Origin of the sequence: Aeromonas sp. s11, assembly GCF_040907945.1 — a bacterium.
GTDB classification, from domain to species: domain Bacteria; phylum Pseudomonadota; class Gammaproteobacteria; order Enterobacterales; family Aeromonadaceae; genus Aeromonas; species Aeromonas veronii.
On sequence record NZ_JBFOCU010000029.1, the window covers coordinates 43141 to 62876 of the forward strand.

A 19736-nucleotide genomic window follows, 5' to 3' on the forward strand; every position below is an offset into this window, starting at 1 on the left:
AGGAGCCCTGATGGAGCTACGGGATCTGAAAGCCTTCGTCACTCTGGGGGAGGTGCTGCACTTCGGCCAGGCAGCGGTGCGTCAACACGTTACCCAGTCGGCTCTGAGCAAACAGATCAGGCGGCTGGAGGAGGAGCTGGGCGGCGAGCTGTTCGAGCGCAACGCCAGTACCACTCGCCTCACCGGACTGGGCAGGGCGCTGTATGAGGATGCCCGTGCTGTGGTCATCCAGAGCGAGCAGCTCTCGCGCACCGCCCGCGACGTGCTGGCGGGCAATGTCGGCACCCTGCGCATCGGCTTTGGCGTGGCCACCAAAATCCTGGTGCCCGCCGCCATTGCCCGCTTTCGCGCCGAGCGGCCGCAAGTGACCATCGAGCTCAACGATCTCTCCACCCACCACCAGTTGCTGGCGCTCAGTGAAGGCAAGCTGGATCTCGGTTTTTGCCGCCTGCCCGCCCCCAAGGGGTGGCACGCCCTGCCGGTGGTCGAAGCCCACTTTGTCGCCGTACTACCCGCCAGCTACCGCGATGTGAGGGAGTTGGCGGATCTGGTGGACAAGCCGCTGGCGATCCTGCGTCGGGACAAGGCGCCGTCGTTTTACGATCACCTGATGAACTATCTGGCCCAGAGCGGGCTGCGTTTTCGCGATATCCAGTACGTCAACGACTTCGCCGCCGGTGTTGCCACCGCGGCGGCAGAGATCGCCTGGACCCTGGTCCCCTCCTCCACCACCATAGAGCACCCGGATGTACTCACCTTGCCCCTTAGAGATGGGGAAGCCTGCTGGACCATTGGCCTTATCCGTCCGCCCCACAACAAGGGGCCCTTGATCGATGCCTTCTGGGCAACCATCGCCGATATGACGCCAAGATAGACACGCCGTTGGCAAACCGCAGATGGCGGCCACGCATCAACGATAGCGTTCGACGATACGCGCCAACTCGCCGCTTTGTCGCAGCTGTTGCAGGGCACGGTTGAACTCGGTTATCCGGGTATTGAAGCGGGAGTGCTTGCCGATGCAGAGATTGAACGGGGTAGAGGCAAGCTGCAGCGGCACCTCGACCACCAACCCGGAGAGACCCAGCTGGTTGAGTTTGAAACGAGCCACCAGTGGGTCGGTCACCATCAGATCCCCCCGACCCGCCGCCAGCATTTTGAAAACGTTATCAACGTTGATGGTGTGATGAACGGTGAAGCCCGCCAGGTTCTCCTTGCCCCAGCCGTTACCGAAATAGTCGAGAAAGGTAAGCGATTTGAAGTCGCTCAAGCGGCTGGCACGCTGAAATTCCGCCATGCGGGGATGGGCTCGCTGGGTAAAAATGGTTAGCACAGTGGTGGTGACCGGCTCTTCCACAACCAGGGTATAGCTGCGCCGCTCCCGGGTAGCGATGGTGACAAAGCCATCGGCCTGCGCCATCCGCACCAGTTTTTGCGCCCGTTGCCACGGATAACCTTCATGGCGCACCCGCAGTCCCATCTGCGCAGCCACCCGATCCATCACGTCGATCATCAGCCCGCGCATCCTACCCTGTTCGTCACGCCACGAATATGGGGCAAAGTCGTCAAAGTAGACCAGCTTCAACTCGGCCGCTGGCGCCGCCCAGACACTCTGCCACATCAGCAATCCCCACAGGATTGCGCTCCCCAGACTGACTCTCATGGCCGCGACTCCATCCACTTCTGCCAACTCTGAGCCTAGTGCAAAGCGGGCTGCGGCAAGGTTCAGGATCCAGTGGAAAAGTGGCCAACGAAAAGAGAGGAAGCAATGGCTTCCCCTCTCTCGTTCGTTTGTCAGCACGCCACCTTATCGATGGCGGTCACGGCTTGCCGGTTACGCCAGCTCGGCCCGCAGCGCCCTGGTGGCATCGACCATCACCTTGAGGGCGGCTTCCGTCTCTTCCCAGCCGCGGGTCTTGAGGCCGCAATCCGGGTTGACCCAGAGCCGCTCGGCCGGGATCTGTTTGGCCGCCTTGCGCAGCAACCCCTCAATCCAGCTCTGGCTTGGCACGTTCGGCGAGTGGATGTCGTAGACACCCGGGCCAATCTCGTTGGGGTAGTTGAAGCGTTCGAACGCTTCGAGCAGCTGCATCTGGCTGCGGCTCGTCTCTATGGTGATCACATCCGCATCCAGCGCCGCCACCGCCTCGATGATGAGGTTGAAATCGCTGTAACACATGTGGGTGTGGATCTGGGTGCGGTCCGCCACCGGGCTTGCGCTCAGACGGAAGGCGCGCACCGCCCAGTCGAGATAGGCCTGATGATCCTGCTTGCGCAGGGGCAAGCCTTCGCGGATCGCCGGTTCGTCGATCTGGATGATCTTGATGCCGGCGGCCTCCAAGTCAGCAACTTCGTCGCGAATGGCCAGCCCGATTTGCAGGGCAGATTGCTCGCGGCTCACGTCTTCGCGCGGGAAGGACCAGCAGAGGATGGTCACAGGGCCGGTCAGCATCCCCTTGACCGGCTTGTCGGTCAGGCTCTGGGCAAATCGGGTCCATTCGAGCGTCATGGGGGTCGGGCGGTCGATGTCGCGGGTGATCACCGGTGGCTTGACGCAGCGGGAGCCATAGCTCTGTACCCAACCGAAGCGGGTGATGGCAAAGCCATCCAGCAGTTCACCGAAAAACTCCACCATGTCATTGCGCTCGGCCTCACCATGAACCAGCACGTCCAACCCGATGGCCTCCTGACGCGCGATGGCATCGCGGATCTCCGCCTTAATGCCCGCCTCGTAGGCGCTGTCGTCGATACGACCGGCGCGCCAATCCTGCCGCAATACCCGGATCTGCGAGGTCTGCGGGAAGGAGCCAATGGTGGTGGTGGGCAGCAGCGGCAGTTTGAGATCCGAGCGCTGCAGCTCGGCCCTGACCGGATAGGGGCTGTGGCGATCAAAATCGCTGTTGGTGAGGCTGGCAAGCCGTGACTGCACCGCTTTTTTGTGCACCCGGCTGTCGGACTCCCGATCGACGATGGGCTGGCTGTAGGCGGTGATTTTGTCGAGCTCGCCCCCATCCAGATACTCTCTGAGCAGTCCCAGCTCGAAACATTTTTGCAAGGCGAAGGCGAACCAGCTGCGGGTCTGGGGATCCAGCTCCTGCTCTAGGGTCAAATCCACCGGGCTGTGCAGCAATGAGCAGGATGAGGCCACCCAGAGCCGCTCGCCGAGTTTGGCTTTCAGTGCCTTCAGAGTCGGCGCCAGCTTGGCCAGATTGGCACGCCAGACGTTGCGGCCGTTGATCACCCCGGCGGAGATGACCCACTGGGCAGGCAGATGCGGCACCAGGGTCTCCAGCTGCTCGGGGGCGGCCACCAGATCCAGATGCAGGCCATCTACCTTGAGGCTGGTGATAATGTCGCGCTGATGGGCCACCGAGCCGAAATAGGTGGTGAGCAGCAGCTTGCAAGGGCCCGCAAGGCGCTCGTAGGCGTTGAGATAGGCCAGCCGCCACTCGTCCGGCAGGTCCAGCGTCAGCGCAGGTTCATCGATCTGTACCCACTCCACCCCTTGGGCGGCCAACTTGGCCAGGATCTCCTGATAGACGATGAGCAGGCGATCGAGCAGTTCAAGGCGGGAGAAGCCGCTCTCTTTCTCCTTGCCAAGCCACAGATAAGAGACCGGTCCCAGCAGCACCGCCTTGACCGGCAGCCCCAGCGCTTTGGCCTCTTCCACCTCGTCAAACAGCTGGCTCCAGCCCAGCTTGAAGCGCTGATCACGGCTGAATTCCGGCACCAGATAGTGATAGTTGGTGTTGAACCATTTGGTCATCTCGGCGGCGGCCGCCGCCGGGCCGGTCGGCGCACGGCCACGGGCCACCCGGAACAGGGTGTCTAGATCGGTCTCGCCATGGCGGTGACGGGCAGGCACTGCATCTACCAGCAGGCTGGTGCCGAGCACCTGATCGTACCAGGCGAAGTCACCCACCGGCAGCAAATTGACCCCGGCGCCATGCTGGGCCTGCCAGTGGCGCTCACGCAGCGTCTTGCCCACGGCAACAAGTTCGGCCTGAGTGGTCTCGCCACGCCAGTAGGATTCGAGGGCAAATTTCAGCTCGCGCTTGGCGCCGATACGGGGGAAGCCCAGGGTGTGTGCTCGTGTCATAGCTTCATTTCCTTATGCTCATTCATCTGATGGGAAACTGGATGATTTGGCCATCCAGATGTTTACACATCCAAAATGACAAGATAAGGTGACGCTGGCTATTGAATCCTCTTCAAGTGGCTCTCAAATAATCCTCAACTGACCGCCAGCCAGGTTCACCGCGAGGATACAGAGGCCGATTTTTACAGGTGCAAGAGGTGCCGGAGTCCAGAAGCGCAGCAGGCCACCGCCGACCGTAACCTCAGCGCCATACGCAATCTCACAAGGAGCCATCTTATGGCAGTGCCAAGCAATGCAGGGATAGAGATCAAACACTTGAAAACATTGACCGCGCTGGCCGAGCAGGGCTCGCTGGCCGGTGCGGCGCTGACCCTCAACCTCACCCAGTCCGCCCTCTCCCACCAGCTCAAAGAGCTGGAGACCCGCCTCAATCTGGAGCTTTACCTGCGCAAGAGCCGCCCTCTGGTGCTGACCGCGGCCGGCAGCCAGCTGCTCGCCCTCGCCCGTCAGGTATTGCCCGCCCTGGCCCAGACCGAGAAGCAGTTGCAAGCCCTGCAGAGCGGCGATGCGGGCAGGCTGCATCTGGCGCTCGATTGCCACAGCTGCATCCAGTGGCTGCTGCCGCTGTTGCCGGAATTTCGCCGCCAGTGGCCCGGGGTGGATCTGGAGGTGGAGTCGGTGCCGGGCTTTGATGCCATCAATGCCCTGCTCGGCGGCCAGCTCGACCTGCTGCTAACCTCGGACGTGCAGGCCCGCGGCGATCTCCACTTCGAGCCGCTGTTTGCCTTCGATCTGACTCTGGTGATGGCGCCGGATCATTCCCTCTGCCACCAGAGCCACATCGAGCCGGGCGATCTGGGGCCGGAGGTGCTGCTGGTCTATCCGGTGGAGCGCAGCCGCATGGATATCTTCAGCCGCTTTTTGCAACCCGCCGGGGTGGAGCCCGCCCGCTGCAAGCCGGTGGACAACACCTCGGTGATGCTGCAGATGGCCGCCGCCGGCCTCGGGGTTGCCGCCCTGCCGCGCTGGGCCAGCGAGGAGTTTGTCAGACAGGGGATGCTCTGCGCCCGCCCCCTCGGCAGCGGTATTCGTCGCCATATGTATGGCGCGGTGCGGGCCGCCGATCGGGATCAAGCCTGCCTGCAGAGCCTGTTCGAGCGCATTCGCCGCAAGATGGAGGGATAGCCCTCCTCAGCGTGGCTGGCCGACCTCTGTCAGCAGTGCAGGCAACTGCGCCTTGATAAAGTCGATGAGGGCCCTGACCGCCGGTGACAGACCGCGCCGCGCGGGATAGAGCATCACCAGCTTGCCATCTTTGGGACGCCACTCGGGCAACAGTTGTTGCAGCCGCCCATCCGCCAGCTCATTGACGCAGGCGTAAAGTGGCAAGCCCACCATCCCTAGCCCCGCCAGCGCCGCCTGTTTGAGGGTTTGCACATTGTCGCTGCGCAGCAGCACATTGACCGCCACCTCCTCACTCTCCCCGCTATCGTGCCGCAGCCGCAACAGATCGGCCTGACGCTCCAGCGAGCTGAAAAGCAGGGCATCCTCTCCTTCCAGCTGGCGTGGATGCGCCAGCGCATTGTGGCGCGAGAGCCACACCGGGGTCGCCAGCACGCCCCACTGTACCGTGCAGAGCGGAACCTGCGCCAGGCTGGAGGGGGGCTGCTCGAAGGCCACCCCGCGGATCACCACATCCAGCCCCTCCTCCAGCAGATCCAGCTGCCGGTTGCTGGCTTGCACGGCGAGCTTCACCTTGGGGTATTGCGCCATAAAAGCGGGCAGCAAGCAGGCAAGCAGCGCATCGGCCATGGTAATGGGCACGCTGATCCGCACCAGACCGCTCGGCTCCTGCTGCCGTTGCCGCACAGCCGCCTCTCCCGCCTGCGCCTCGGCCAGCATCGCCTGACAGTGGCGATAGAGCACCTCACCGGCATCGGTCAGGCTGAGCTGGCGTGAGGTACGTTGCAGCAGCCGGGTATCCAGCCGATCCTCCAGCAGCCGGATCCGGCGCGAGATCCGCGACTTGGGCACGCCAAGCGCCCGCGCGGCGGCAGTGAATCCCTGTCGCTGCACCACATGGGTGAAGAGATAGAGATCATTCAAATCAAGTTCCAGTGGTGTCATCGGGCAGCCTTGGTCAGGGTGAGGTGCATTTACATCGTTCCACCAATAGAACGATAAGAACCTATTTCACCAGATTGTCGCCATTTTTGCAGCCATCATAATGGCCCTGTCCCCATCAGACGGTTGCTGCGCGGGCAATCCGCCCCACCAGCAAGGGCCGTTTGACTGTTCCGATATCACAAGGAGTTCACCATGAAACTGCGACAAATCTGCTCTGCCACCCTGCTCGGTCTGGCGACCCTGACCGCCACGCTGGCCACCACAGCGACACCGGCCATGGCCGCCGAGGCTGCCAGCCATCCGACCGTATCACCCAACCGCTATCTGGAGATGCTCTCCCGAGACAATGCGGTACTGCTGCTGGTCGACCACCAGGTCGGCTTGCTGAGCGGCGTGCGCGACACCACGGTGGGCGAGCTCAAGCACAACGTGGTGGCGCTGGCCAACGCCGCCCGCGCCCTCGGCGTGCCGGTGATCGTGACCGCGACCATGCCCGATGGCATGTGGGGCCCCACCATGCCTGAACTGACCAGTGCCCTGCCGGATGTGAAGGTGATCAACCGCACCGTCATCAACGCCTGGGACGATCCTGCCGTGCGCGCCGCCATTGAGAAGACCGGCCGCAAACAGCTGATCATCGCCGGGGTATCCCTCGAGATCTGCGCCAGCTTCCCGGCCCTCTCTGCCAAGGCTGCCGGCTATGATGCCCGGGTGGTGCTCGATGCCTCCGGCACCTTCAACGAAGCCAAGCGCACCACGGGTCTGCAACGCTTGCTGGGGGCCGGTATCCCGGTCACCGACTACGCCTCCGCCGCGGTCGAGATGCTGCGCAGCAACGTCGACCCCAAGGCGCACGATGTCTACAGCGCCCTCGACATGCCTTTCGCCACCCTGGTGTGGCAGATGCAAGAGGGTGCCAAGAAGTCGTAACTCACCCCGCCTTCGGTCAGATGACCGAAGGCATCTTTTATCTTCTGGAGGATCCATTGATGACCAGACGCCTGACTCTCTCCGCCCCCGTCAAGGGCCAACCGCTGCGCATTGGTAGCGGCTTTGCCGCCAGCCATTTTGGCGAACACTTTTTCAACGGTCTGATAGACCCCGTGGTGATGGTGGATCACTTTCAGATGACCGCCCCCACCTTCGAGCCCCATCCCCACGCCGGGATCTCTGCCGTCACCTATCTGTTCGAGGATTCGACGAGCCCCCACGTCAACTACGACTCCCTCGGCAATCAGGGCCCCATCGAACCGGGAGCGATCCACTGGCTGGCGGCCGGGCGCGGGGCTGTACATACCGAGCAGCCGGAGGGGGAATCGCCCTATGTCCACGCCCTGCAGATCTTCGTCAACCTGCCTGCCCGTCAAAAGATGATGTCGCCTTTTGCCGTCCACGCAGCCGCTGCCACTATCCCCGAGTTTCATGGCGAAGGGGCGCGAGTACGGGTGGTCGCAGGCCACAGCAACGGGATAACGGCGCCACTCTCGGCAGAGCTGCCCCAACCCTTTACCCTGCTCGATGGCCATTGCGCGCCCGGCAGCCGCTTCACCCATCTGCTGGCGGCAGGCTGGAATGCCATGATCTATCCCCTGACCGGATCGCTGACCCTGCAGGCGGAGGGAGAGCGGCACCTCATCCCGGCAGGTCACGGGATGGGTGTCAGCCTCTCTGCCGAGGGCGGCGAGGCGGTGGCTCTGCAGCTTGAGGCCACCGAGCCCTGCCACTTCGTGCTGCTCTCAGGCCAGGCGCTCAATGAACCCCTGGTCAAACATGGCCCCTTCGTCATGAACAGCCACGACGCCATTGCAGATCGGCTGCATGCCTATCAGCGCGGCGAATTTGGTCAGCTCAACGATGAGTGGCTGCGCAACGGCCAATATCGGCCATGAGCACGCTCGCTGGCCACCAGCCACAAAGCACGAGCTGGCCTCTGGTCTTCCTCGCCATTTTTGCCGGTGCCAGCGGCGCCCTCTGCCTTGGCAAAGTGCCCGCCGTGCTCGGCATACTGCGCAACGAGCTGGGGCTGACACTGGTCGAAGCCAGCTATCTCGCCTCAGCTTTCAATACGCTGGCGATCCTATTCAGCCTCTTTCTCGGCCTGTTGCTAACCCGCTGGAGTGGGCGGCAAACCGGGGTTGTCGGGCTTTTGGTTATCGTCACAGGCGGTGCGTTGGCGCTGCCCGCCACCGGGCTGGCCATGATGCTGCTGTCGCGCATTGTCGAGGGGATTGGCTTTTTGCTGGTCTCGGTGGCCATGCCCGCCTTTATCGTGGCGGTGACCCGGGAGGAGGATAAACGGCTGGCCATAAGCCTGTGGGCAGTCAACCTGCCCCTCGGGGCGGCGGCGGGTATGCTGCTCACCCCCTGGCTCACGGCGCAAGGTGGCTGGCGACTGGCCTGGCTGATCCTGATGATCCCGCAACTCTCTGCCCTGCTGCTTCTGCTCGCCAGTCGCTCGGCAGATAAACTGCGGGTCTGGGCACCCCAAAACTCGATCAACTCGGGCCACCCGCTGCGCCAGCTCACGGTGCTCCGACAACTGACACTCTGGCGCTACGGGTTGGCGTTCACGCTCTACAGCCTGATGCTCTGGGCGCTCTTTGTCTGGCTGCCAACCATGTTGCAAGGCAGCCCCGGGATTGGCCAAAGCCAGATGGCCCTGCTCTCTGCGCTGGCGGTGGTCGCCAATATTCCCGGCAACCTGATGGGGGCATGGCTGCTGCGCAGGGGCGTAGCGCGAGATCGGCTCATCAGCTGGGCACTGGGCCTGATGGCGCTGTGCGGCATGCTCGCCTTCTGGCCCGGCCTGTCGCCGTGGTGGGCCTATGGACTCTGCCTCGCCCTCTCCCTTTCGGGCGGTATGGCGCCGCCGGCTATCCTATCGTCTGCGCAGGGAGTGAGTCAGGGGCCGGTGCAACTGGCCATCGTGCAGGGCTTTTTTGTCCAGCTCGCCAACTTCGGCCAGCTGCTTGGCCCCCTGTTGCTGGCGGCCCTGATGACGGACAGCGGCCATTGGGGAAGCGCTCGCTGGCTCTTTCTGGGCGGCTTGCTGCTGGTCGCGCTGCTCTATGCCACGGGCCACCTGCCGGGCTCAAGCATGGCTGCAAAACAGGCTCGATCGCGTTCGCGGCAAGATGGAAGATGACGAATAGAGAGGGAAACATCACAGTTATCGCAAGGAATGCTGGCCGGACAAGAGGCTGTTCAGTATGTTAACTGTTTAATCATGCTTAACGGTAGCCACCATATCTCAAGTCGATCTCAATCTCTTTCGCGTCCTCGATGCGGTGATCCGCTATGGTGGTGTCACCACGGCCGCCGAGATGATGGAGATGACCCCCTCGGCCATCAGCCAGGCCATCAGCCGCCTGACCAGCCTGGTGGGCGAGCCGCTGTTTGTCCGCCAGGGACGCGGCATCACCCCCACGGCGCGAGCGCTCAGTCTGCACCACGAGATCATGGTGCCGCTGCACGACATGGAGCGCAGCCTGCAGCGCACCGATCTCTTTGATCCCCAGACCAGTCGGCGCACTTTTCGCATCGCGGGGGTGCCCGATATCGATATCTTCTTCCTGCCGGAGCTCAACAACCTGCTGCAGACCCAAGCCCCCAACTGTCAGCTGGAGTGGAACACCCAGGTGCAGGACGAAGCCCTGCGCCAGAACAGCCTCTATCTGCACAGCGTGGATCTGGTGCTGGCCACCAAGCCTATGGCGGAGCAGGGGATCGAAAACGAGCAGATCATGTCCCAGGCCCTGCGCATCGCCTGCCGCAAGGATCACCCCAGGATCCGCCAGGCCCCCGACATGGCCACCTTCTTCAACGAAAAGCACGTGGTATTGCAAACCAGGCGGCTCGACAGCTTGCTGCTCAACACCCTGACCAAGGCGCCGCTGCCGCCGCGCCAGATTGCCTACGAGAGCGACTCCCTGCTCACCGCTCTTCATCTGGTGAGTCGTACCGACTGGCTCTGCGTCGCCAGCCAGTGGCACATGGAGAAGCTGGGGCAGGCGCTGGATCTGGCCAGCTATCCCCTCCCCTGGCTCTCGGAGGATTGCCCCGTCTACATGAGTTGGCACAAGAGCTCCGGTCAGGATACCGGGCTTAATTGGCTCAAAGATCAGGTGCGGGCCGTCAGTTCGTTTTAAGTATGCTTAACAGTCAAGCATGCCCATCTCCTCATCCGGGCTATCGCTCTTCTCGACAAACCGCCTTATGGAGAATTCCCCTTCAGGATAATCGGGGGCCTTTTCTCAACCATTAAGGCGCAGCTCATGACGACATCGTCGTGCCGAAGTAGCTGCGCAGCGCCTCCACCACCCGTCGCACCTTCTCCGGGATCTCCCGCTGCGGCGTGATGGCGTGGATCTCCATCGGCGCCACCCGAAAACCGGGCAGCAGTTCGAGCAGACGCCCCTGCGCCAGATCCTCGCCAATCTCCCCCTCCGGTTGCAGCGAGATCCCCTGCCCCGCCAGCGCAAACTGGCGCAAGGGCAACACGTTATTGCAGAGCACCTTGGCCTTGAACCTCACCCTGTGCTCGCCCCCCTTTTCATCCTGCAGCAGCAAACCGTTGCCCAGCATGTCGCCGCAGAGCCAGTCGTGGGTGGCCAGATCGGCGGGCATGCGCGGCGTCCCCTTGCGCGCCAGATAGGCGGGAGCGGCGCAGAGCAGCATCCGGGTCTGCCCCAGTTTGCGGGCCACCAGGGTCGAGTCAGGCAAGGTGCCGACCCGCAGCGCCACGTCGATCCGTTCGGCAATCAGATCCCGCTTCTCGTCGTCGGCGATGATCTGGATGGTGAGGCCGGGATGGGCCTGCAACAGCGGCGAGAGGGCCAGAGCCAGCGGCTGGCCCGCCATCCCCACCGGGGCGGTGATCCGCACTTCCCCGAGCAGGGCGTCACGCACCTCCGAGAGGCGCAGCTCGGTCTCGCTCAGAGTCTGCTGCAACGCCCGGCACCCTTGCCACACCACCTCTCCCGCCTCGGTCAGACTGAGACGACGGGTGGAGCGATGGAGCAGGGGCAGTCCGAGCAGGCTCTCCAGCTGACTGATATGCTGACTGACGGCGGAGGGGGTCATGCCAAGGGATTTGGCCGCCCCTGTCATGCTGCCCGCTTCCACCACGGCGGCGAAGATGGCGTAACGTTTGAGCTGTTCCATTATTAAATCCAGCTTATAAGTGAATGCATTTTTGAGGTGATTATTAAATCATAAATGGCGGCGTAGGATAGCCCCATTCCAACAGTGAAGGAGAGTTCCCCATGAAGATTGCCCTGATCGGTGCCAGCGGTTTTGTCGGTTCAGCCATCCTGAACGAGGCCATCAGCCGCGGCCATCACGTCACCGCCATCGTCCGCGATGTCAGCAAGGTGGCCGCCCATCCGCAGGTCACCGCCGTGGCGGTGGATGCCCAAAACCCGCAGGCATTGGCCGAGGTGCTCAAGGGGCACGAGCGGGTGATCAGCGCCTACAACCCGGGCTGGACCACACCGGATATCTACGACCAGTACCTCAAGGGCGCCAACGCGATCGTCGCAGCAGCCAAAGCGGCCAACAGCTGGCTGCTGGTAGTAGGTGGCGCCGGCAGTCTGGAGGTTGCCCCCGGCGTGCAACTGGTGGATACCCCAGAGTTCCCGGCTGAGTGGAAACAGGGGGCACTGGCGGCCCGCGACGGTCTCACCGCCCTGCGTCGTGAAACCACCCTCGACTGGCGCTTTGTCTCTCCCCCGGTGTTCCTGGAACCGGGCGAGAAGCGCGGCGGCTATCGGATTGGTGGCTATCAGGTGCTGTTTAGCGGCGAACAGCCTGCCGGGATCACCGCCGGAGATCTGGCCGATGGCGTGCTGAACGAGGTGGAAAAACCGGCTCACCAGCGCCAGCGCTTTACCCTGGGTTACTGAGAGCCAGCAGGCGGTTAAGGCCAGAATACGCGGTCACTCGCCTGTGCTTTCGGTCAGGTGAAAAACCGCTCAACCAGAAGGGAGGCATCCGCCTCCCTTCTGTTTTGGCCATTTCTGTTTTGATCTTTTTTACCGGTTGCAGCTTGCCTCTGGTTATCACTCTCCCTCCCATCATTTCCCATTCCGCCCTTAATGGCTGTGCAAAAAACCGTCAGCCCATCAGGTGCCGAATTCCATTTCGAATTTTGTATATAACTAAGAATAATTTGTTGTTTCCGTCTTATAACACCGAACAGTAGCATCCCCTTTATTCCAGATGGCGCCACACCGCAGCGCATACCGCCACACTGTCGCGCCATCCCGTTTGCCGCTTATCAGACCTGCCCGCACCAGAGGCAGCAGAAGAGATGGCGCCAGAGATAACGAAAGAGTGAGGAGGTGCACATGGAACATTCACCACTGCCGATCATCGATCTGGCTGCCCTCAACGGGGCGCCCGAGGTACGTCGCCCTATGCTGGCCAGGCTGGCCGCGGCCGCCCGCGATGTGGGCTTTTTCTATCTGGTCGGCCACGGCTTGAGCAAGGTTGAGATGCTAGAGACCCTGGCGCTGGCAGAGCGCTTCTTTGCTCTGCCGGAGCAGGAGAAGTTGGCAGTGCAGATGGTCAACAGCCCCCACTTTCGCGGCTACAACCGGGTCGGTGCCGAGCTGACCCGCCAGCGGCCGGATCTGCGCGAGCAGTTCGATATCATGAATGAGGCGCAAGCCCTGCCTGCGGCCCTGATCCGTGAACCCTGGCAGCGGCTGATCGGCCCCAACCAGTGGCCGACTACCTTTCCCGAGATGAAAGGCCATCTGCTGGCATGGCAGGAGCGGCTGAGCGATATCACCCTCACCCTGCTCGCTGCCTTCGCCGAGGTGCTGGAGCAACCGGCCAACGTGTTTGACGACAGTATTCGCGGCGCCCCCTACCAACACATGAAGCTGATTCACTACCCGGGGCAAGAGGCGGGTGGCAGCAGTCAGGGGGTCGGCGCCCACAAGGATCCTGGCTACCTGACGCTGGTGATGCAGGACAATCACTCGGGGCTTGAGGTCGAGACGGCCGACGGCTGGATCTCCGCGCCCCCCCTGCCGGGAGCGCTGGTGGTCAATATCGGCGAGCTGCTGGAGCTGGCCTCCAACGGCTATCTCAAGGCGACCCTGCATCGGGTGGTGAGCCCGCCGCCCGGCGTCTCGCGCCTCTCCTGCGCCTTCTTTATGGCGGCGCGGCTCGATGCAACCGTGCCCCTGCTCAGCCTCTCCCCCGCGCTGGCAGCGCAGGCGCAAGGGCCGGAGAGTGACCCGACCAACCCGCTCTTCTACCAGGTAGGGGAGAACGTGCTCAAAGGGCGGCTGCGCTCCCACCCGGATGTGGCGGCGCGTCACTATGGGCCGGTGGACCCCGCTCGCCTCCCGCGCACAGAGAGCGAAGCGATACCGGCCTGAGCAGCGCAAAGATCCGCAGGCGGGTATATGCATAAGCCACAGCCGCGTGCACATACCCGCGCTGACAAAAACAACAAGCAACGAACAACAAAACAAGTCATGGCCAGAGCCTGGCCATCACGGAGCAACACGATGAAATTCAAAACCATGAGCGTACACAGCGGCCAGCGGATCGACCCCCAGACCGGCGCCCTCACCACCCCGCTCTACCAGAGCAGCACCTTCAGCTACTTCAACGCCCAGGCGGGCAAGGAGCGCTTTGCAGGTCAGGCCCCCGGCTTTATCTACAGCCGCTTTGGCAACCCCACCACCGCCGAGCTGGAGCAGAAACTGGCAGCCCTTGAAGGTGCAGATGAGGCGCTGGTGGTGGCGAGCGGCATGGCGGCGGTAAGCGCCATCATGTATGCCCTGGCCGACAGCGGCGATGAGGTGGCCTATATCGGCCCGCTCTACGGCGGCACCGATGCGTTCCTCAAGCAGACCTTCAGCCGCGCCGGTATCAAGGTCACCGCTTACGAGAGCGATCGGGATCTGCTGGCCAACATCCGCCCTGCTACCAAGGTGGTATTGTTCGAAACCCTGACCAACCCCACCCTCAAGGTGGTGGATCCGCGGCTGGTGGTGGAAGCGGCCCGCAAGGTGGGCGCCATTACGGTATGTGACAACACCTTCCTCACCCCCTACCTGCTGCGTCCGCTGGAGCTCGGGGTCGATGTAGTGATGCACAGCGGCACCAAATATCTGGGCGGCCACGGCGACATCATCGCCGGGGTGGTGGCGGGCTCTCACGCCCTGATGAAATCGATCCGCACCGTGGCCCTCAAACATATCGGCTCCCCCATTGGCCCGCAGGAGGCCTACCTGCTGCAACGCGGGGTCAAGACCCTGCCGCTGCGGATGGATGCCCACCTGCACAATGCCCAGAAAGTGGCCGAGTTTCTGGCGGCACATCCGGCGGTGAAGAAGGTGATCTACCCGGGGCTTGCCAACCATCCGGGCCACGATGCTCTCAGCGCCTTCGCCAGCGGCTTTGGCGGCATGGTGAGTATTGAACTTGAAGGCGGGTTTGAGCGCTGCGCCACCCTGCTCGATAACCTGCAACTGTTCGTGCAGGCGGTGAGTCTGGGGGATCTCGAGAGTCTCGCTTGCCATCCGGCCAGTACCACCCACGCCGCCATGGACGAGGCGAGCCGCCTCGCCGCCGGAGTCAACGACGACCTCATCCGCTTCAGCATCGGGGTGGAAGATGCGGACGATCTGATCGCCGATCTGGCCGCCGCGCTGGCGCAGATCTAACCGGGCGCGCTTTTACTCGCCGACAAAACAGCGGCGAGTGAGATGCCCCAAACACAACAACGGCCCATCAAGGGCCGTTGTTGTTTGGTGCGCTATGGAAAGACGGGATTTACTCCTCCCACACCACCACCTGGGATGAGGGCCAGCGATCCCCGACCTGGGCGTACTTTTGCTCCAGCAGGTGACGCTTGATCTTCATGGTGGGGGTCAGCACGCCGTTCTCGATATTCCAAGGGGTTTTCACCACCAGAATACCGCGGATCTTGGCATGGGATTCCAGCTGATCGTTGACCCGAACCCGCGCCGCTTCCAGTCTGGCGTTGACCTCCTCCCGATTGCCCTTCATGGCGCTCTCGGCCAGTTGCACCAGCGCAATGGGCTGGGGCATGCCGTAACCAATCACGCAGAGCTGTTCGATAATGGGCTCCTGCCCCAGCAGCCCCTCGATGGGCACCGGCGCCACATACTTGCCCTTGGCGGTCTTGAACACATCCTTCATCCGGCCGGTGATGGTGAGATAACCCTCCTTGTCCAGCTTGCCCATATCACCGGTGTGGAGCCACCCCTCGGTATCGATGGCCTCGGCGCTGTGCTCGGGATCCTTGTAGTAACCCAGCATCATCCCTTCGCAGCGGCAGAGGATCTCCCCCTCGTCGGAGATCTTGATGGTCACCCCAATCCCCGCCTTGCCGACGGTGCCGATCTTGTCGGCGCGGAACGGGTAGTTGATGGTGGAGTAGGCGTGGTTCTCGGTCATGCCCCAGGCTTCAGTCACCTTGAGGCCGATGCTCAGATACCACTCAAGCAGCGCAGGGGAGACAGGCGCGGAGCCGCAGCCAAGAACACGGGCCTGATCTAGCCCAAGCCCCTTTTGCAGCTTGCGTTTGATAAGGCCGGAGATAAGCGGGATCTTGAGCAGCAACGCCAGTTTGTTCTGGGGCAGCTTCTCGTGGATCTTGATGCGGAACATGGCCCACAGCCGTGGCACCGAGATAAAGACGGTGGGACGGCAGCGTTTGACATCTTCGATAAAGGTGTCGAGAGATTCAGGGAACGCGATGGTAGCGCCGCCATAGAGACTGCCGCCGTAGATGTAGACCCGCTCGGTAATGTGGGCCAGCGGCAGGTAGGAGAAACCCCGATCGGCCTGGCTCAGGCTCACCGTCTCCACCAGCTTCTCGCACGACCAGGCGTAACGCTCGACGCTCAGCATCGCCCCTTTCGGCTTGCCGGTGCTGCCAGAGGTGTAGACCAGACTCAGCAGGGAGTCAGGGGCCTGCACCGGGCTGTCAGGGATCGGCTCATGCGCCTCCAGCAGATCGTCCCACTGGTGGCTGGCCGGCATGGTGTCATAGGGGAAGGCGATGCGCAGCAGATCGGCGGGTACGCCCGCCTCCTGACTCTTCCAGTCATCCAGCTTGCCGACGAAGATCGCCTTGGCCTCGCTATGGCGCAGCACATATTCGATGGTGTCGACGTTGGCAGTCGGGTAGATGGGCACGCTCACATACTGCCCCATCTGCATCGCCAGATCGGCGATAAACCACTGGGCGCAGTTCTTGGAGAGCAGCGCCACCTTGTCACCCGCCACCAGACCAAGGTGACGCAAGGCCGTCACCATCCGCCGCGCTTCATCGGCCACTTCACCCCAGGTGAAATCGACATATTCGCGGTTGATGGTTTGACGCAGGTAGGTTCGATCAGGACACTGCCGCTCCCAGTGATAGAGCATCTCGAGCGGCAGTTTATTGGCAATGCGTGAGGAGGAGGCCATAGTTTAATCCCTGAAACAAAAGGCGAAACTTATTATTAACCTTTCACTAACTTCAGGGGAAGAATAAACTCAAACTTCAGTTTGAATTGTGTATCCGATCAAGCTTCTGCGTCTTGTTGCAAACGACTCCACATCGCCTGCACCAGTTTTTCATCCTCTTCAGAAAGCTCACCTTGCAAGATCGCCTCGTTGAGGCTGCGCAGCACATAGCTCTTGACGTCCCGCACCAGGGTCTTGCCTTCCAGCTCGGCCCGGGCAACGGCCAATGAGATATGACCTCGCAGGTAACCCCCCGCAAACAGCTCATCGTCGGTCGCGGTGGCAACCATGCTGTCGATCAGTCCCAACAACTTGTGCTCAAAATCGTGAATCGTCATGTAACGCAGCCTCATTTGCGGCAAAAAATTCGGGGGTATGGAACCGCAATCCGGTTGATTGCAGCTCTCTGGCGCCAGGCCAGCAGCGTCCTTGGCGTCCTATTCCGGGTTGGCCACCGGGTAGATGACCTGATCCTTGTATCCCGTGGTTATTCGCAGATAACCACGCAACGCCCGGTTTAATTCGGGATCATCGGTGTCCACCAGCAGCGGCCTGCCCGCAAGGGCGGCAAGCTTGGCTTTGGTTGCCAGCACCTGGATATTCTCCAGCCCGACACACCGAATCACCTCAGGACTCAATTGCTGATTTCCGCGCCCGAACAGATGTCCCTGTCCGCCTATCAGGGTAATGATCAGTCGGCAGCGACGGCCGCGGATCCGGGTCAGGATCTCGGCGGCGCTGAGATCCTGCCCGATAAGTCGGCCATTTTCCACCAGATCCACACCGAGCAAAGTATTTTCCAGACCGAGCTCTGCCATACAGGCTGCTACCGTGCTGCCGGAGCCCATCAGATAGAGGGTATCGGGCTCCATCTGCTCCACCACACCGGCGGCGAGATCCGCCAGCACCAGCTCTTCGGACTCCTTGCCCCCCTGCTTGACCGCTTGTACGTAACGCAGATCGCCGGGCACCTTCAGCTGGCCGTAGTGGCGGGCCCGCACCTTGCCCGCGCGAAACGCCTCCTCGTCGATGTCGCGCACCTCGGCATCGATCAGGCTGAGCAGTTCCCCTGCGATCATCCGCGCTACCACCCGCCCGCTGGCAGCGGGCGTCACCCCGTAGACGCCGGAGTGGATCTTGCACCCCGCCGGAATGCCGAGCACATGGCAAGACTCCCCCACCGCGGCGCAGATATCCCGCGCCGTGCCATCGCCACCAGCAAACAGCAGCAGATCGACCCCGGCTTCGCGCATCAGCCCGGCGGCGTGGCGGGTATCATCGGCCGAGGTGCTCTCCCCGACCGGTTGATAGATGACCCGACAGGGCAACCCCAGCTCGCGGGCCACCGCCTCCCCCATCTCTCCCGCCACCGTCAGCAGTTCAAACGGGACGCTCAGCTCGCACAGTGGCAACAAGGCTTGCCGCGCCCGCTCCTGCGCCTTGGGCACAGCGCCACGGGCCAGCGCCTCGGCCACTACACCGTCACTGCCCTTGAGCCCCACTGCGCCGCCAATCCCGGCGACCGGATTAATGATGAACCCTAATCGAAACATGCCACCCTCCCTTGCGATGGCCACCATTTTTATCTTTTCCCCCCTCTGGGACAAGCAGTGGCGCCCCTGCTAGAATGCGCTGCTTCAATTTTCCAACCAATTTTCAACCAAGGTTCAATCATGCTGGAATGGGTTCTTGATCCCTCTGCCTGGGTCGCACTCGCCACCCTTACCCTGCTCGAGATCGTGCTGGGCATCGACAACATCATCTTTATCTCCATCCTGGTCGGTCGCCTGCCGGAGGCGCAGCGTCAAAAAGCGCGAATTCTGGGTCTGGGGCTCGCCATGGGTACCCGGATCCTGCTGCTGCTCTCGCTGGCCTGGGTGATGCGCCTCACCGATCCGCTCTTCACCGTGCTGGGTGAAGCCATCTCCGGCCGCGACCTGATCCTGCTGCTGGGGGGCCTGTTCCTCATCGGCAAGAGTGCCCACGAGATCCACGTCACCCTGGAAGGGGCGGCCGAGCCGGAAAGCGTCAGCAAAGCGGCCTCGGGCTTTATCAGCACCCTGATCCAGATCGCCATCCTCGATATCGTGTTCAGCCTCGACTCGGTGATCACCGCGGTCGGCATGGCCGATCACGTGCCGGTGATGGTGCTGGCCATCATGATCGCCGTCCTCATCATGATGTTTGCCGCCAAATCCATCGGTGATTTTGTCGATGCCCACCCCACCATCAAGATGCTGGCTCTCTCCTTCCTCACCCTTGTTGGTTTCGCCCTGATGGCGGAGGGGATGGACCTGCACATTCCGAAGGGCTACATCTACTTCGCCATGGCCTTCTCGCTGGTGGTGGAGATGATCAACATCCGCCTGCGCAGCCATCACGACAATAACGGGCAAAATAGCGCGCAGTAACCCTGCCCGCACATGCCCTCGCGACCCCAGCTGTCGCGATCAAAAAGAGCGCCGATCGGGCGCTCTTTTTTTATGGGTAACGAAACGATGAAAAGGTTATTGATCGCTGATGACGATGGCAACCCGGCGGTTGGCGGCCCGGCCCTCTCTGGTCTTGTTATCCGCCAGCGGCATGGTCTCGCCACGGCCATGGATCTCCAGATTGGCTGGCTTCATGCCGACCGAGACCAGCACATCGGCTACCGACTGGGCCCGCTTCAGGGAGAGCTGCTGGTTGTAGCTGCTCTCGCCGGTATTATCGGTGTGCCCATCCACCCGCGCCTTGTCCAACCCTACGCCAAGCAGTGTTTTACCCAGTTTTTCAACGGATTGACGAGTCTGGGGATTGAGCGCCCCCACGTTGTTGGCAAACAGCACCCGGTTGGCCAGATCCAGCGTCCACCCCTCATCGGTCAGATAAAAGCCCTGCTCCTTGAGCACGGCGATTTGCTCCGGGGTCAACCCCTTGGGCGCGCTCTGGCAACCGGCCAGCAGCGACAACATCAACCCCAGCAGGGTCACTTTCAACAGGTGGGTGATCTTCATGGTTTGCTCCTTGTTTA

The 19736-nt window shown here is 62.2% G+C and carries 19 protein-coding genes; 10 read left to right on the forward strand and 9 right to left on the reverse strand.

Going from position 1 to position 19736, the window contains the following annotated elements:
* Positions 1-10 precede the first annotated feature (10 nt).
* Positions 11-874, forward strand: coding sequence for a LysR family transcriptional regulator (locus AB5Y84_RS09175; protein WP_201941892.1), 864 nt, complete (start codon positions 11-13; stop codon positions 872-874).
* A 36-nt stretch (positions 875-910) separates the two neighbouring features.
* Here the strand turns inward: AB5Y84_RS09175 and AB5Y84_RS09180 are convergent, their stop codons facing one another.
* Positions 911-1660, reverse strand: coding sequence for an ABC transporter substrate-binding protein (locus AB5Y84_RS09180; RefSeq protein WP_257724992.1), 750 nt, complete (start codon positions 1658-1660; stop codon positions 911-913).
* 171 nt (positions 1661-1831) lie between these two features.
* Complete coding sequence (metE, locus tag AB5Y84_RS09185) at positions 1832-4096, reverse strand: 5-methyltetrahydropteroyltriglutamate--homocysteine S-methyltransferase (protein WP_368176806.1); 2265 nt, start codon at positions 4094-4096, stop codon at positions 1832-1834.
* A gap of 276 nt (positions 4097-4372) precedes the next feature.
* Between metE and AB5Y84_RS09190 the strand changes: the two genes are divergently transcribed.
* A complete protein-coding gene (locus tag AB5Y84_RS09190) occupies positions 4373-5281 on the forward strand; it encodes a LysR substrate-binding domain-containing protein (protein WP_368176807.1) in 909 nt (302 codons plus the stop codon).
* A gap of 6 nt (positions 5282-5287) precedes the next feature.
* Here the strand turns inward: AB5Y84_RS09190 and AB5Y84_RS09195 are convergent, their stop codons facing one another.
* Positions 5288-6223, reverse strand: a complete 936-nt coding sequence (locus AB5Y84_RS09195; protein ID WP_368176808.1) for a LysR substrate-binding domain-containing protein — start codon at positions 6221-6223, stop codon at positions 5288-5290.
* A 192-nt stretch (positions 6224-6415) separates the two neighbouring features.
* Between AB5Y84_RS09195 and AB5Y84_RS09200 the strand changes: the two genes are divergently transcribed.
* From AB5Y84_RS09200 to AB5Y84_RS09215, 4 genes are all read left to right on the forward strand, one after another.
* A complete protein-coding gene (locus AB5Y84_RS09200; RefSeq protein ID WP_041210334.1) occupies positions 6416-7153 on the forward strand; it encodes an isochorismatase family protein in 738 nt (245 codons plus the stop codon).
* A 59-nt stretch (positions 7154-7212) separates the two neighbouring features.
* Positions 7213-8112 (forward strand): pirin family protein, encoded by a 900-nt coding sequence (locus AB5Y84_RS09205; RefSeq protein WP_368176809.1) that lies wholly within the window; start codon positions 7213-7215, stop codon positions 8110-8112.
* Positions 8109-9368: a CynX/NimT family MFS transporter gene (locus AB5Y84_RS09210; RefSeq protein ID WP_368176810.1), complete on the forward strand. Its 1260-nt coding sequence runs from the start codon at positions 8109-8111 to the stop codon at positions 9366-9368. The genes AB5Y84_RS09205 and AB5Y84_RS09210 overlap by 4 nt, the downstream gene beginning before the upstream one ends.
* Before the next feature lie 100 nt (positions 9369-9468).
* Positions 9469-10371: a LysR family transcriptional regulator gene (locus tag AB5Y84_RS09215; RefSeq protein WP_013723653.1), complete on the forward strand. Its 903-nt coding sequence runs from the start codon at positions 9469-9471 to the stop codon at positions 10369-10371.
* Positions 10372-10495: 124 nt separating this feature from the next.
* Here the strand turns inward: AB5Y84_RS09215 and AB5Y84_RS09220 are convergent, their stop codons facing one another.
* Entirely contained in the window at positions 10496-11386 is an 891-nt protein-coding gene (locus AB5Y84_RS09220) for a LysR family transcriptional regulator (protein ID WP_368176811.1), read from the reverse strand.
* A gap of 101 nt (positions 11387-11487) precedes the next feature.
* Here AB5Y84_RS09220 and AB5Y84_RS09225 point away from each other — a divergent pair, with 101 nt between their 5' ends.
* Complete coding sequence (locus tag AB5Y84_RS09225) at positions 11488-12126, forward strand: NAD(P)-dependent oxidoreductase (RefSeq protein WP_368176812.1); 639 nt, start codon at positions 11488-11490, stop codon at positions 12124-12126.
* Between the two features lie 53 nt (positions 12127-12179).
* Here AB5Y84_RS09225 and AB5Y84_RS09230 read toward each other — a convergent pair whose 3' ends face one another.
* Positions 12180-12428, reverse strand: a complete 249-nt coding sequence (locus AB5Y84_RS09230; protein ID WP_368176813.1) for a hypothetical protein — start codon at positions 12426-12428, stop codon at positions 12180-12182.
* Between the two features lie 142 nt (positions 12429-12570).
* Here AB5Y84_RS09230 and AB5Y84_RS09235 point away from each other — a divergent pair, with 142 nt between their 5' ends.
* Together AB5Y84_RS09235 and AB5Y84_RS09240 are read left to right on the forward strand one after the other, a co-directional pair.
* Positions 12571-13614, forward strand: coding sequence for an isopenicillin N synthase family dioxygenase (locus AB5Y84_RS09235; protein WP_368176814.1), 1044 nt, complete (start codon positions 12571-12573; stop codon positions 13612-13614).
* A gap of 132 nt (positions 13615-13746) precedes the next feature.
* Positions 13747-14910, forward strand: coding sequence for a PLP-dependent aspartate aminotransferase family protein (locus tag AB5Y84_RS09240; RefSeq protein ID WP_005361156.1), 1164 nt, complete (start codon positions 13747-13749; stop codon positions 14908-14910).
* A 109-nt stretch (positions 14911-15019) separates the two neighbouring features.
* Here AB5Y84_RS09240 and AB5Y84_RS09245 read toward each other — a convergent pair whose 3' ends face one another.
* The 3 genes from AB5Y84_RS09245 to AB5Y84_RS09255 all read right to left on the reverse strand — a co-directional run bounded on the left by AB5Y84_RS09245 (position 15020) and on the right by AB5Y84_RS09255 (position 18276).
* A complete protein-coding gene (locus AB5Y84_RS09245) occupies positions 15020-16684 on the reverse strand; it encodes an AMP-binding protein (RefSeq protein ID WP_058056944.1) in 1665 nt (554 codons plus the stop codon).
* A 98-nt stretch (positions 16685-16782) separates the two neighbouring features.
* Positions 16783-17061, reverse strand: a complete 279-nt coding sequence (locus AB5Y84_RS09250) for a YfcL family protein (protein ID WP_005333639.1) — start codon at positions 17059-17061, stop codon at positions 16783-16785.
* Positions 17062-17160: 99 nt separating this feature from the next.
* A complete protein-coding gene (locus AB5Y84_RS09255; protein WP_257725002.1) occupies positions 17161-18276 on the reverse strand; it encodes an ATP-NAD kinase family protein in 1116 nt (371 codons plus the stop codon).
* A gap of 120 nt (positions 18277-18396) precedes the next feature.
* Here AB5Y84_RS09255 and AB5Y84_RS09260 point away from each other — a divergent pair, with 120 nt between their 5' ends.
* Positions 18397-19134 carry a TerC family protein gene (locus AB5Y84_RS09260; RefSeq protein WP_058056946.1) on the forward strand — a complete coding sequence of 246 codons (738 nt, stop codon included), beginning with the start codon at positions 18397-18399 and terminating at the stop codon, positions 19132-19134.
* 96 nt (positions 19135-19230) lie between these two features.
* Here the strand turns inward: AB5Y84_RS09260 and AB5Y84_RS09265 are convergent, their stop codons facing one another.
* Positions 19231-19719 carry an OmpA family protein gene (locus AB5Y84_RS09265; RefSeq protein ID WP_005333642.1) on the reverse strand — a complete coding sequence of 163 codons (489 nt, stop codon included), beginning with the start codon at positions 19717-19719 and terminating at the stop codon, positions 19231-19233.
* Between the last annotated feature and the right edge of the window lie 17 nt (positions 19720-19736).